The 13709-nt window shown below is 77.8% G+C and carries 9 protein-coding genes; 4 read left to right on the top strand and 5 right to left on the bottom strand.

Annotation, left to right across the window (positions count from 1 at the left end; genetic code table 11):
* The first annotated feature begins 370 nt into the window (after positions 1–370).
* A complete protein-coding gene (locus ACFY4B_RS12170; protein WP_387967531.1) occupies positions 371–2314 on the top strand; it encodes a BTAD domain-containing putative transcriptional regulator in 1944 nt (647 codons plus the stop codon).
* A gap of 16 nt (positions 2315–2330) precedes the next feature.
* Here the strand turns inward: ACFY4B_RS12170 and lanKC are convergent, their stop codons facing one another.
* From lanKC to ACFY4B_RS12155, 3 genes are all read right to left on the bottom strand, one after another.
* Positions 2331–4877, bottom strand: a complete 2547-nt coding sequence (lanKC, locus tag ACFY4B_RS12165; RefSeq protein ID WP_387967529.1) for a class III lanthionine synthetase LanKC — start codon at positions 4875–4877, stop codon at positions 2331–2333.
* Positions 4878–5013: 136 nt separating this feature from the next.
* Entirely contained in the window at positions 5014–6234 is a 1221-nt protein-coding gene (locus tag ACFY4B_RS12160; protein ID WP_117486653.1) for an MFS transporter, read from the bottom strand.
* Between the two features lie 217 nt (positions 6235–6451).
* A complete protein-coding gene (locus ACFY4B_RS12155) occupies positions 6452–6628 on the bottom strand; it encodes a hypothetical protein (RefSeq protein WP_158077737.1) in 177 nt (58 codons plus the stop codon).
* Positions 6629–7049: 421 nt separating this feature from the next.
* On the opposite strand from ACFY4B_RS12155, the gene ACFY4B_RS12150 reads away from it, so the two are divergent.
* From ACFY4B_RS12150 to ACFY4B_RS12140, 3 genes are read left to right on the top strand one after another with little or no spacing between them, the layout of a single operon-like run.
* Positions 7050–10166: an adenylate/guanylate cyclase domain-containing protein gene (locus ACFY4B_RS12150; RefSeq protein ID WP_387967526.1), complete on the top strand. Its 3117-nt coding sequence runs from the start codon at positions 7050–7052 to the stop codon at positions 10164–10166.
* Positions 10163–11020, top strand: coding sequence for a S8 family serine peptidase (locus ACFY4B_RS12145; protein ID WP_387967524.1), 858 nt, complete (start codon positions 10163–10165; stop codon positions 11018–11020). Before ACFY4B_RS12150 ends, ACFY4B_RS12145 begins: the two co-directional genes overlap by 4 nt.
* Positions 11004–11561: a GAF domain-containing protein gene (locus tag ACFY4B_RS12140; RefSeq protein ID WP_049661076.1), complete on the top strand. Its 558-nt coding sequence runs from the start codon at positions 11004–11006 to the stop codon at positions 11559–11561. Before ACFY4B_RS12145 ends, ACFY4B_RS12140 begins: the two co-directional genes overlap by 17 nt.
* Here the strand turns inward: ACFY4B_RS12140 and ACFY4B_RS12135 are convergent.
* A complete protein-coding gene (locus ACFY4B_RS12135; protein ID WP_387967660.1) occupies positions 11552–12454 on the bottom strand; it encodes a virginiamycin B lyase in 903 nt (300 codons plus the stop codon). The genes ACFY4B_RS12140 and ACFY4B_RS12135 overlap by 10 nt on opposite strands.
* Before the next feature lie 44 nt (positions 12455–12498).
* Positions 12499–13605 carry an AI-2E family transporter gene (locus ACFY4B_RS12130; protein ID WP_234348675.1) on the bottom strand — a complete coding sequence of 369 codons (1107 nt, stop codon included), beginning with the start codon at positions 13603–13605 and terminating at the stop codon, positions 12499–12501.
* Positions 13606–13709 lie beyond the last annotated feature (104 nt).

The raw sequence follows: 13709 nt of genomic DNA, 5'->3' as shown, positions 1-13709 counted from the left end.
GCGACCGCGCCGCCCGCTCGGGCCGCGCTCGCCGCGGCGCTGAGCCCGGGTCGAGAACCGCCGGAACGCGCCCCTCCCCACCGCCCCGCGCACCCGTCCGGCGGCGCCCCGCGCGCCCTCCGTCCGCCCGGTCCGGCCGGCCCCCGCCACCGCGCCCGACCTGCCGGAACGCCGTCCGCACAGCCGTACGAAACCCCCCGTCGATCCCACCTTCCGGCACCCCGGTTGTGCGGCCGCTGTGACCGAAGCCGGTCGATTCCGTGGTCTTCAGCGCCGATCGGCCGTCAAGTAGCCTGCGCCCACCACCGCACGGCCCCCACCACCTGCTACACCGCCGCACTGCCGCCGCCCACGCCCCGGAGGTACGCCGATGCCCCTGGCCCAGCCCGCCACCCCCACCCGGCTGCGCTTCGCCGTCCTCGGCCCGCTCACCGGCGAGGCCGGCGGCCGCCCGCTGGCCCTCGGCCCGCTGAAGCAGCGGCTGGTCCTGGCCGTCCTGCTGAGCCGCGCCAACACCGCCGTCCCGGTCGACCTGCTCACCGACGCGGTCTGGCCCGAGGAGCCGCCGCGCACCGCCCGGAAGAACCTCCAGGTCTACATCTGCACCCTGCGCACCCTGCTCGGCCGCGAGGAGGGGCCCGACCGGCTGTCGCACTCGGCGGCCGGCTACCTGCTGCGGGTCGCCGAGCCCGAGCTGGACCTGCTCCGGTTCCGGGCCCTCGCCCGGGCCGGCCGGGCCGCCGCCGACGGCGGGGCGCTCGCCCCCGCCGCCCGGCTGCTGCGCCAGGCCCTCGACCTCTGGCAGGGCCCGCCGCTCGCCGACCTGCGCCGCTCCCCCGCCGTCGCGGCGGAGGCGGACCGGCTGGAGGCCCGCTGCCTGGGCGTCCACGAGGACTGGGCGGAGACCGAGTTGGAGCTCGGCAACGCCGGCGCCGTCGCCGAGGACCTGGCCGAACTCGCCGAGCGCCACCCGCTGCGCGAGCGCCTCCAGGCCGCCCGGATGAACGCCCTCCACCTCTCCGGCCGGCAGGCCGAGGCGCTCGCCGTCTACGACACCCACCGCCAGTTGCTCGCCCGCGAGTTGGGCCTGGAGCCGAGCCCCGCGCTGACCGCCCGCTACCGCGAACTGCTGGCCCGCGGCCGCTCCCTGCCCACCGCCGCCCGCCCGGACCGCGGCACCGGCCCGGGCGGCTCCCTGCTGCCCGCCGACACCGCCGACTTCACCGGGAGAACCGACGAACTACGCCAGCTTGTCGACGAGTTGGGCTCCGGCGGCGGACGTGTCGCGGTGCTCACCGGCCCGGCCGGCAGCGGCAAGACCGCGCTCGCCGTACACGCCGGCCACCTGCTCGCCGACCGCTTCCCGGACGGCCGGGTACTGGTCCGGCTGCGCACCGAGGACGGCGCCGCCCGCCCGCTGCCCGAGGTGCTCGCCGAACTCGCCGCCCTCACCGGGCGCCCGAGCACCGCACCGGCCGGGGCCGACCGGACCGGTCCCGGCCCCGCCGACCCGGCCCACCCCGACACCGTACGGGCCGACACCGCCCCGGCCGACACCGCCCGGGCCGCCGCGCTCTGGCGCGCCTCGCTCGCCGGCCGCCGGCTGCTGCTGGTCCTGGACGACGCCCCCGGCGAGGCCGTGGTCCGCGAGCTGCTGCCGGGCTTCGGCCCGAGCGCCGTCCTGGTCACCTCCCGCGGCCAGCTGGCCGGCCTCGCCTCGGTGCGCCGCATCGCCGTCCCGCCGCTCGCCCCCGCCGAGGCCCTGGACCTGCTCGGCCGCATCGTCGGCACCGGCCGCACCGGCGCCGACCGCGCGGCCGCCGCCCGGATCGCGGCCGCCTGCGGGCTGCTGCCGCTCGCCGTACGGGTCGCGGGCACCCGGCTGGCCGTGCTGCGCCACCTCCCGCTTGCCGAGTACGCGGCCCGGCTGGAGGACCCGGCGGGCGCCCTGGACGAACTGGTCGCCGGGGACGTCACCGTCCGGGCCCGGCTGGACTCCGGCTGGCGCGACCTCACCGACCAGGGCCGGCTCGCCCTCGCCCGGCTCGCCGCCCTGCCGCTCGCCCTGCTCTTCACCCTCCCGGAGGCCGCCGCCGCCCTCGGCCGGCCCGAACGGCTCGCCCTGCGCACCCTGGAGGCGCTCACCGACACCGGGGCGGTCACCTCCCCCACCGGCGAGGTCACCGCCCACGCCGCGCTGTACGCCCTGCCCCGGCTCACCCATCTGCACGCCCGGGAGCGGGCGGTGCGGACCGCCGTCGGGGCACCGCAGACCGCCGTCGCGGCGCCCGCGCGGTCCCCGGAACCCGTGTGACAGCCCCGGGCCCCGCTCACCCCAGGGTCAGCAGGTCCAGCACGTCCGCCCGCTCCGCCCCGCGCCCCTCCGTCAGCCCGGACAGCGCCAGCAGCACCCCGGCCGCGCCCGTGTGCAGGTCCGCCGAGAAGCGGCGCAGCCGCATCCCGGGCACCAGCAGCCCCTCCGGCCGGGCCACCAGGTGCCACTGGAGCCTGCCCACCTGCCCGAGCACCGCCTCCCGGGCCGGCGCCCCGCCCAGCCGGTCCAGCGCCAGCGTCAGCCCGACCCGGCCCCGGAACAGCCCCGGCTCCCGGATGAACCCGGGCGCGCAGACCTTCCGCACGTCGGCCAGGAAGGCCTCCCCGCCCGGCAGTTCGCCGTGCTCCAGGTACTCCCGCAGCACCAGCGCGATCCCGCTGCTGCCCCGGTCCAGGTAGGCCAGCCTGCGCCCGGACTCCAGCACCTGCGCGGACCCGTCGGGCACCCGGACGCACCGCGCCACCGCCCGCTCCAGCGCCACCCGCCCGGAGTCCAGCAGCCACCGCTCCCCGGTCCGCCGGTACAGCCGCAGCTGGAGCAGCGCGACGCCCGCCAGCCCGTACAGCAGCCCGGCGGCCGCGGGCTCGTCCAGCCCGGGCACCGGCTCGCCGCGCAGCACTCCGGCCAACTCCCGTGCGTCGTCCAGCGCGTGGGCCAGCTCCCGGGGGCTGTCCAGCGCGTCCGCCAGCCGCAGCCGGGCCAGCGCCGCGCCGGCCCGGCCGCCGAACAGGCCCGCCGCGCGCGCCGGGAGGGCCGTACGGGCGCGCCCGGCCAGCTCCTCGGCCGCCTCCGTCCGGCCGATCCGGGCCAGCGCCAGCGCGATGCCGAGCGGGCCGTCGTACAGCCCGCCGGCGGCCGGGCGGTCGGCCCGCCGGCGCACCGCCGCGACCAGCCAGTCCGCGTACTCCTGCGGCCAGTCGGCCCCGGCGCGGTGCAGCGCGTACAGCACCCCGGCCGCGCCGTGCGACACGCCCGTCCCGCCGTCGGCGAAGCCGGCCACGTCCCCGGGGAAGAGCCGGTCCGGGCGGTCCGGGGTGGCGCCCGCGTGGATGCCCGCGACCAGCTCCCGGCACACCGGGTCGAGCGAGGGCCCGGCCAGCAGCTCCCGGCCGCGCCGCTCGCTCGCCGACTCCACCCGCGCCACCGCCGCGGGCCGCACCGGCCCCTCCTCCGGCCCCAGTCCGAACCACTCCCGCGCCCGCCGTTCCAGCGCCGGGAGCTTGCCCGGGTCGCAGTCGGCGAGCTCCATCACCGGCATCAGCAGCATCAGCCAGGTGGCCCACAGCAGGTAGCGGTCGGCCTCGGCGCCGCCCAGACCAGGCGGGACGTGCTGCCCGGCGGCGCCGGCCGTCGGCACCCGCCGGTCGTCCAGCTCGGCCGCGTACTCGAAGTCCACCAGCACCACCGACCCGTCCGGCCGGAGCACCACGTTGGCCGGGTGGAGGTCCCCGAACCGCACGCCCCGCGCGTGCAGGGCGTCGAGCGCCTCCGCCAGCCCGTCCACCACCCCGCCCACCCACCGCGCGTACGCGGCGCGCTGCTCGGCGGTGCAGTTCTGGTGCACCAGCGGGTAGCGCCGGATCGCCTCGGCGAACAGCTGGACGCCCTCGATGTGCTCCTGCACCAGGAAGGTGTGCTCCCACACCGTGCGCACCTCGTGCAGCCGGGGCACGCACGCCAGCCCGGCCAGCCGCTCCAGCGCCCACCGCTCGCGCCGCAGCCGGGTCAGGGCGTCCGCCCCGGTGCCGTCCAGCCCGGCGTACGGGCGGGCCTCGCGCAGCACCACCCGCTCGCCCGTGCCGTGCTTCTCGGCCAGGTAGATCCCGCCCGCGTTGGAGACCTGGAGCACCTCGACGATCCGGTACGGCAGGTCCCCGCCGGCCGCCTCCCGGGCGGCCAGGTGCGGGCGCAGCGCCGCCGGCGGCTCGACCCAGGCGGGCAGCCGGAAGGCCGGCTCGCGCGGGTCCGGCACCAGCGCGCCGGCGGGGTCCCGCAGGGCCGGGACGGTCCTGCCCTCCGCGTCCCGGCACCACAGCTCGACGAAGGCCCCGTAGCGGGCGTACACCGGGGCGTCGCCGATCCGCAGGTCGGTGAGCACGTACGGCCCGGGGAAGCCCGCCAGCGCCTCGGCCAACTCCTCGGCCAGGGAGAGGAACTCACCGTCCGTGGCCGGGTAGACGGTGACGAACTTGCCGCTGCCGCCGCGCCCCGCGTACTTGCCGTTGGCCACCCGCAGCGCCGCCGGGCTGCGCAGGAACTTGAACGCCACCCGGCGGGCGGTGCAGATCCCCGCGACGACGGCCAGCGTCCGCTCGGCGCCGTCCTGCGCCGCCGACACGTGCAGCTTCCAGCCCTGCTCGGGCAGGCGGCCGCCGTCGGGCCGCAGCACCGTCCACAGCCCGCGCTGCTCCCGCCGCCAGCCCTCGGGCGGCTCGCCGAGGCCCAGCGGGTAGCGGCTGTCCCCGTCCCGCAGCCGTCCGGGGGTGTCGTAGTACGTCGGGTCGGCGAGGCAGTAGAGCTGGGTCTCGTGGACGTCGGCCATCGTGGGCCTCCTGTTCCGAAGTCTTCCGGGGTCGTCCGGGAGCGGGCGGTGCCTCGGCGGGCGGTGCGTCGGCGGGCGGTGCGTCGGCGGGCGGTGCGTCGGCGCGGCGGCGGGCGGCGCCTCGGCGGGCGGTGCGTCAGACGGCGGGGCTGAGCACCGGTCCGCGCCGCACCGGCGGCGCCCAGGTGACCACGGCCGCGCAGAGCGCGATGGCGAGGGCCAGCAGGGCGAAGGTCCGGGTGCCGCCGAGCGAGCCGAGCAGGACGCCGCCGACCAGCGGGCCGAACGGCTGGACCAGGGTGGACAGGAAGCCGGCCGCGCTCTGCACCCGGCCGATCCGGTCGGGCGGCGCGGCGGTCAGCATGCCGGAGACGAAGCCGATGCTGGCGACGGTGGACAGGCACATGCAGACGGCGCAGAGCAGCCCGATCACCAGCGGGGCCCTGGTCAGCACCAGCACCCCGGCGGTGAGCGCGCAGGCCCAGCAGGCGAGCGCGACCAGGCTGCCGTCGCGGGCCCGGGCGGCGAGCCTCGGGGCGAGCAGCGCCCCGGCCAGGGCGCCGGCCGCGGTGCAGGAGACGACGGTGCCACCGCCGAGGCCGGAGCGGCCGCCGTCGGAGGCGACGGCCAGGGTGGTGAACATCAGCGCGCTGAACGCGAAGTTCATCCCGAGGCCGAAGACCAGCAGCAGGGTGCGCAGGTAGGGCCGGTGCCAGAGAAAGGCCAGTCCGGCGGTCAGTTCGGCCCGGCTGAACGCCGGTCCGCCCGTCGTGGCGGGCTTCGCGCGGGTCCGGATCAGCGCCACGCAGACGGTGGACAGCAGCAGGCCGACGCCCTCGGCGAGGAACGGCAGCACTGGGTGCCAGGCGAACAGCGCACCGCCGCCGAGCGGTCCGGCCAGCCGGGCGGCGGCGCCGCGCGCCTGCATCCGGGAGGAGGCCTCGCGGGCCTGCCCGGTGGGCACCACCGCGCGCAGCAGGGCGCCGGCGGCCGGCCCGTAGACGCTGGAGATCAGCGCCCCGGCGGCGGCGACCAGCAGCACCAGCGGCAGCGGGGTGTGCCCGCGCAGCACCGCGACGACCAGGGCGGCGACCGCGAGCAGGCTGAGGACGTCGCAGATCCGCATCAGCCGGCGCCGCTCGATCCGGTCGGCGAGCACCCCGCCGGGCAGCGTGGTGATCAGCAGCGCGCCGACCGAGACGGTGCCGATGGCGCCCGCCCGGGCCGCCGACCCGGTCTCCCGCAGGACCAGCAACGGAAGGGCGATCGAGGCGAGTTGGGAGCCGAGGGAGGCCAGCAGGCCGCCGGCCCAGAGCAGCCGGAAGTCCCGGTTGCGGGAGAGCGGGGTGGGGTCCATGGCCGTCCTCCGTGGTCGGCGGGGCACCCGGGGGTGCGGATCGGGCCGGGGCGGCCCCGTCTCGGCGGGACCGCCCCGGAAGCCTTGCGGTGACCGATTGCCGGTGACCAGTGACCGGTGAACCAGTGACCGGGAACCGGCGGCCGGCGACCGGGTGTCGGCGGCCGGGGGCGGCGGTGCGTCCGCCCCCGCGCACGGCCCGGTGTCCGGGCTCCGGTCAGACCGTGGTCTCGGCGCCGTGGACGTAGCTGATCAGGCTGAAGCAGAGGCCGTCCGAGGACTCGCTCAGGACCTTCATCGCCTGGAGGTCCAGGATGTTGGCGACGTGCGCCTCGACCTCCGGGGTCTCCTCGCCGCTCTCGCCGACGTTCTGCTGCTCCATGTTCTCGGCCATGGTCGAACTCCCTTCCGCACGGGGGTGGTTACGGCTCCGGCGGGCGGCTGCCCGCCGTTGCCGACCACCGTGGCCCGAGCCGCCTGCGCCCGGCTTCGGGGCCGGTTGGAAACCGGTATGGCCGCAGGTCGGAGCGGCCGCGCCGGCCCGCCGGGCCCCGGGCGGGCCCGCCCGGGAGGCTGCCGCACCCCGTCCCGCCTGCGGCCATACCGCCTACCAGGCGTTCCCGAACCGGGCCCGAAGCCGCGCCCGCGACCCTGGCCCGGAACGCTCGCGCCCCCGTACCACCGCCCCGCCGCGCACGCCCCGCACCACCGGCCGGCCCGCACCACCGGGCCGCGCCAACCGCCCCGCCGCGCACACCCGTTCCACTTCGCCGCGCACGCCCCGCACCGCGAAGGACGACCGAAGGACGGCCACCATGCCCTGCCCACTCTGCGCCCAACTCGTCGGCACCAACGACCAGTTCTGCCCCTCCTGCGGCACCCCCCGGGCCGCCGCCCTCGACCTGGCCGCCGAGGAGCGCAAGCTGGTCACGGTGGTCTTCTGCGACCTGGTCGACTCCACCGCCCTGTCCGGCGCGCTCGACCCGGAGACCCTGCGCGAGGTGGTCCTGCGCTACTTCGAGCGGATGCACCACCGGATCGAGGCGCACGGCGGCACCCTGGAGAAGTTCATCGGGGACGCCGTGATGGCCGTCTTCGGCGTCCCGGTGATCCGCGAGGACGACGCCCACCGGGCGCTGGCCGCCGCGCTCGCCATGCTGGAGGACGTGGAGGACCTCAACACCGAGCTGGACGCCACCCTCGGCGTCCGCCTGGACGTCCGGATCGGCGTCAATACCGGCCAGGTGGTGGCGGGTTCGGACGCCTCGGCGCGCCAGGCGCTGATCTCCGGCGAGACCGTGAACATCGCCGCCCGGCTGCAGACCCGGGCCGCCCCCGGCCAGGTGCTGATCGGCCCGCAGACGCTGCGCGCGGCCGGCCCGGCCGCCCAGGTGGACGAGGTCGGCCCGCTGCACCTCAAGGGCAAGGCCGAGCCGGTCACCGCCTACCGCCTGGTCGGCCTGGACGAGGACGACCCGGAGCTGCTGCGCCGCTTCGACGTCCCGCTGGTCGGCCGGGAGCGCGAACTGTCCCTGCTGGACGCCGCGTTGGCCCGGGTCGCGGGCGGCCAGGGGGCCGAGCTGCTGCTGGTGGCCGGCGAGGCGGGCATCGGCAAGACCCGGCTGGTGCGCGACTGGCGCGAGCGGGTCGGCCGGCGCACCGCGCGCTGCGGCACCGCCCGCTGCCGCAGCTTCGGCGGGCAGGGCGTGCTGGCGCCGCTCGCCGAGGCGGTCCGGACCCTGCTGGACGAGCCCGAGGGCGCCGCCCCCGCCGAAGCGCTGGCCCGGCTGGACGAGGCGACGGCGCCGGGCATCGACGCCGGCCGCTCGCTGGAGCTGCTGGCCGCGATCCTGCGCGGCCGCACCGTCGAGCGCCCGGCCGTCCTGGTCCTGGACGACTGCCAGTGGGCCGGCCCGGTGCTGCTGGACGCCGTCGAGCGGCTGGCCGCCGAACTCGGCGCGGCCCCCGTGCTGCTGCTCTGCCTGACCCGCCCCGAGCTCCCGGCCGCCCGCCCGGAGCTGCCGACGCTGCCGGTCGGCGGCCTGTCCTGGGACGAATCCGCCCTGCTGGCCGCCCAGTTGACCGAGCTGAGCGCCCACCAGGACGCGGTGCCCACCCGGCTGCTGGAGCGCGCCGAGGGCAACCCGCTGCACCTGGAGGAGCTGCTGGCCGCCCTCACCGAGACCGAGGGCCCCGCACTGACGGACGAACTGCCGCCCACCGGACGGGCGTTGCTCAGCGCCCAGATCGACGGGCTGGAGCGCGACGAGCGCGCCACCCTCGACCTCGCCGCCGTCCTCGGCCGCGCCTTCACCGCCGCCGAACTCGCCGAACTCGCCCACGGCGGCAGCGACCAGGACGCCTTCGCCGACCCGCAGGACGACGTCTTCACCGGCCCGATCGACGGCCTGCCGGCCGGCCCGTCCGCCTGGGTCGACGACACCCCGCCGCGGCTGCACGCCGCGCTGGCCCGACTGGCCGAGCTGCGGCTGGTCGAACCGACCGGCACCGGCTACCGGTTCAGCAGCGGCCTGGTCCAGGAGTCGGTCTACCAGTCCATGTCCAAGCGGGCCCGCGCCGAGCGCCACGAGCGCGCCGCCGACCTGCCGGCCGTCCGCTCCACCGGGGACGCCGCCGTCGGCGGCCACCTGGAGCGCGCCCACCGCTACCGGCTGGAACTCGGCCTGCTGGACACCCGCACCGACGTGCTGCGCACCCGCGCGGCCACCGCCCTCGGCGCCGCCGGGGCCGGTGCGCTGGCCCGCGCCGACCTGCCCGCCGCCACCGACCTGCTGGAGCGCGCGGTGCGGCTGCACTACCCGGGCGAGCGCGCCACCGGCCCGGTGCTGCGCCGCCTCGGCGAGGCCCGGCTGGCGCTCGGCCGCGCCGAGGAGGCGCTGCCCGTCCTCGCCCAGGTGCGGGACGCGGCCGCCGACCCGCTGGACGCCGCGCACGCCCGGCTCGCGCTGGCCGCCCGCGGCCTGCCGCCCGGCCAGGACCAGCCCGCCGCGACCGCCCGCGCCGTGCTGCCGCTGTTCACCGACACCGGGGACGACCTCGGCCAGGCCCGGGCCGGGCTGCGGCTGGCCGAGGAGCACCTGCTGGCCGGCCGCCACACCGAGGCCGAGCAGCTGCTGGACCGGGCGCTCGGCCAGGTCTCCCGCACCGACGCCGAGCTGGACCGGGCCGCCGTGCTGGCCGCGCTGGCCGCCTCGCTGCTGGCCGGCCCCGAGCCCGTCCCGAACGCGACCTTCCGGCTGCGCGCCCTGCTCGCCGAGCACGGCACCGGCCGGCGGACCGTCCGGGTCGCGCTGAACGGCCCGCTGGCCGTCCTGCTGGCGCTGCGCGACCGCCCCGAGGAGGCCGAGCTGCTGCTCGCCGAGGCCAACGGCCTGGCCGGGGAGCTGTCGCTGGCCGAGGCGATGATCGCGCTGCCCGCGCTGACCGCCCAGGCGGCGGCCGCGCTCGGGCAGGGCGGCCAGGCGCTGGACCTGCTCGCCGACGCCGCCGAGATCGCCCGCCACCAGGGCAGCGCCGCCCCGCTGCCGCGCCTCGCCCTGACCACCGCCCGGGTCCTGCTGGACACCGACCGCCCGGCCCAGGCCGCCCGGCACCTGGACGGCGCGGACGCCGTCGCCGCGCTGCCGCCGGTGCTCGCGATCGAGCTGGACGCGCTGCGCGGCCGGCTCGCCGCCGCCCGGGGCGAGGCCGCGCCGGCGCTGGACCTGACCGCCGCCGCCCTGTCCGCCGCCGAGGCCACCGAGTCGCTGCTGCTCCAGGCGCTGACCGCGCTCGACCGGGCGCACGCCCTGCTGCTGCTCGACCGCCCCGCCGAGGCCGCGGCGGCCGCCGCCACCGCCCGGGACCGGTTCGCCGCCAAGGGCCACCTGCCGGGCGTTCGGCGCGCCGAGCGGCTCGGGGGCACCCGGTGAGCGGCCCGGCCGGCCTCACCTGGAGCCTGCGCGACCGCAGGCCCGCCGACCTACCGGTGCTCGCCGACGCCGTCGCCTCCGACGCCGGGGCATCGGACGCCGGGGGCACCGGCAAGGGCGTCCGGGTCTGCGTGGTCGACTCCGGAATCGAGCCCGACCACCCGCTGGTCGGGCCGGTGCAGGGCTCCTGGGCGGTGGTCAAGGACCCGGTCACCCGGGAGCTGGCCGTCCGCCCCGACAGCGCCGGCGACACCTGCGGGCACGGCACCGCCTGCGCGGGCATCATCCGCCGCACCGCCCCGGACTGCGAGCTCTACAGCGTCCGGGTCCTCGGCGAGCGCTTCACCGGCACCGGCGACATGCTGATCGCCGGGCTGCGCTGGGCCGTCGGGCAGGGCTTCGACGTGGTCAACCTCAGCCTCTCCACCACCCGGACCCGCTTCCTGGAGCAGCTGCACGCGATCGCCGACGACGCCTTCTTCGCCCGCACCGCGATCGTCGCCTCCGCCCACAACACCCCGGTGGAGAGCTACCCGTGGCGCTTCTCCTCGGTCATCTCGGTGGGCAGCCACCAGGAGGAGGACCCGGAGCTGCACCTGTACAACCCGGCGCCGCCGGTGGAGTTCTTCGCCCCCGGCCAGAACGTCCGGGTGCCCTGGCTCGGCGGCGCCACCATCCGCACCACCGGCAACAGCTTCGCGACCCCGTACGTGGCCGGGCTCTGCGCCCGCATCCTGTCCCGGCGGCCGAGGCTGACCACCTTCCAGCTGAAGAGCGCGCTCTACCTCACCGCGGCCAACGTCCAGGTCCCTTCCACCCCCACCCCGGAGGCGCCCGATGACCCTCAGCACTGACCCCGCCGTCGACCCGCTGGCCCGCGAGCTGCTCCAGTCCGTGGTGGACGTCGCCCGGGCGATCTTCGGCGCCCAGGCCGGCTCGGTGTGCCTGCTCGACGAGGCGGCCGGGGAGCTGGTCTTCCAGGCCGTCTCCGGCCGGGGCGAGGAGTCGCTGGTGGGCCGCCGCTTCCCGGCCGGCCGGGGGATCGCCGGCTGGGTGGCCGCCTCGGGCGAGCCGATGGTGGTGGACGACCTGGGCGCCAACCGCACCTTCGACCGGGACTTCGCCGAGTCCACCGCGTACGTCCCGACCGCCCTGATGGCCGCCCCGCTCACCCACGGCAGCCGGGTGCTCGGCGTCCTGGAGGTGCTGGACCCGGCCCCGCAGGCCCGCGCCAGCCTGCCCGAGCTGGACCTGCTGGCCATGTTCGCCCGCCAGGCCGCCGCCGCCCTGCGGGTGATCGCCGAGCGCTCCCCCGCCCCGGAGCCGGCCCCCGACCGGGCCGCCGCCCTCGGCCTGCTCGCCGACCTGGAGGAGCTGCTGCGCCGTCAGCCCTGACCGGGCGCGCCGTCCAGCCGGGCGAGCTGCCCGCGCTCCAGCGCCGCGTACACCCCGCCGTCCGGGGCGACGGCGATGCCGTGCGGCTCGGCGCCCCCGCCCGGGAGGGGGTGGCCGCCGAGCCGCCCGTCCGGGCCGAGCACCCCGATCCGGCCGGCGCCCCACTCGGTGAACCAGAGCCGGCCGTCCGGCCCGGCCGCGATCGCGTGCGGGCGGGCCGCGCGGTCGGCCAGCGGGTACTCGGTCACCTCGCCGTCCACGGTGATCCGCCCGACCAGCCCGCCGCCGATGCCGACGTACCAGAGCGCGCCGTCCGTCCCGGCGGTGATGCCGACCGGCGCGGTGCCCCCGGTGGGCAGCCCGTGGACGGTCACCCGGCCGTCGACGGTGATCCGGGCGACGGCGTCGGCCTGGTTGAGCGTGCACCACAGCGCCCCGTCCGACCCGGCCGTGACCAGCGACGGGAAGGCCCCGGCGAGCGGCAGCGGGAACTCCGTGACCTCACCCGCCACGGTGATCCGCCCGATCCGGCCGGCGTTCAGCTCGGTGAACCAGAGCGCCCCGTCGGGCCCGGCGGCGATCCCGTACGGCCCGGCCTCCTCCGTCGGCAGCGCGAAGGACGTCGCCGTCCCGTCCGCCGTGATCCGTCCGATCCGGTGGTCCCGCATCCGGCTGAACCAGAGCGCCCCGTCCGGCCCCGCCGTGATCACCGCGGGCCCGCACTCCGGCGCGCCGAGGCCGAAGCGCTCGACCGTCCCGTCCGCGGCCAGCCGCCCGATCTCCCCGGTGTGCACCAGGGTGAACCACACGCCCCCGTCGGGCCCCACGGCCACCCCGTACGGCCCGGCCCCCGCCTCGGCCACCTCGAACAGTTCCACGCAACCCCTCCGCATCACTATCGCGACTCAAATCGCATTAGCGATGCTCGCACAACGGGTCACGGCCCGGCAACCGACTTCTCCCGCGCGTCCGGGTCCCCCCGCAGCACCGAGATGACGCCCATCACGGCGGCGCAGACCGGCACCGCGAGCAGGGCGCCGATGATCCCGGCGATGCCCGAGCCGGCCACCACGGCGACCATGATGGTGGCCGGATGCAGCTCCACCGTCCGGCTCTGGATGACCGGCTGGAGGACGTTGCCCTCGATCATCTGCACCGCGAGCACCACGCCCAGCGCCCAGAGCGCCGTACCGAGCCCGCCGTCGGCGAGCGCCACCAGCACGGCCACCGTGCCGGACAGGAAGGCCCCGACGAAGGGGATGTAGGCGCCCATGAAGACCAGCGCGCCGAGCCCGGGCGCGCCCGGCACCCCGAGGGCGATCAGGCCGATGGTGATGAAGCCCGCGTCGATCAGCGCGATCAGGGTGGTGCCCCGCATGAACCCGGCCATCGCGTCGAAGGCCCGCTCCGCGCAGGCGATCACCGTCGTGGCGCTGCGCTCGGGCAGGTAGGAGCGGATGGCGTCGCCGGTGCGGTGGCCGTCCCGGAGGAAGAAGAACACCAGGGCCAGCGCCAGCACCCCGCCCGTGATCAGCTGGGTGAGCAGGCCGAGCCCGGAGAGCACGCCGTTGGTGAGGGTGGAGACCAGCGAGTTGGTCTCGCCCTTGGCGTTGTCCAGGCCGTGCCGGATCTTCGCCCCCAGCGGGCCCAGCCAGTCGGCCAGCCGCTGCCCGGCCTCCTGGAGCGAGGAGGCGATCTGCGGGGCGCTGTGCACCAGCGAGTTGACCAGCAGCGCGATCACCCCGCTGACCGCGACCACCAGCACCACACAGGTCAGCCCGGCCGCCAGGCTCCGGCTCACGCCCCGGCCCACCAGCCACGGCACCACCGGGTAGAGCAGCGAGGCCCCGAGCAGCGCCAGGACGAACGGCACGGTCGCGGCCCGCAGTTCGACCAGCGCGAAGACCACCAGCGAGGCGACGGCGATCAGCAGGATCACCGCCACCGACCAGGCCGCCGCCTGCCGCAGCCCGGGCGGCAGCATCAGGTACGGCCTGCGGTCGTCCGGCTGCCGCTGCTCGCCGGGCGCGCGCTCCACGGACACGGCCACCTCCGCCGGGGGTCGTCGACGATTCCGAACCGCCCCAGCTCAGCAGAGGTTCCGACGGGCCGCGCGGCGGATCGGCCGGGAGCACCCGAACGGGCGAC

The sequence above is a fragment of the Kitasatospora sp. NPDC001261 genome (genome assembly GCF_042896795.1).
In the GTDB taxonomy this organism is placed as follows: Bacteria; Actinomycetota; Actinomycetes; order Streptomycetales; family Streptomycetaceae; genus Kitasatospora.
This window is presented reverse-complemented; position numbering and strand designations above follow the sequence as displayed.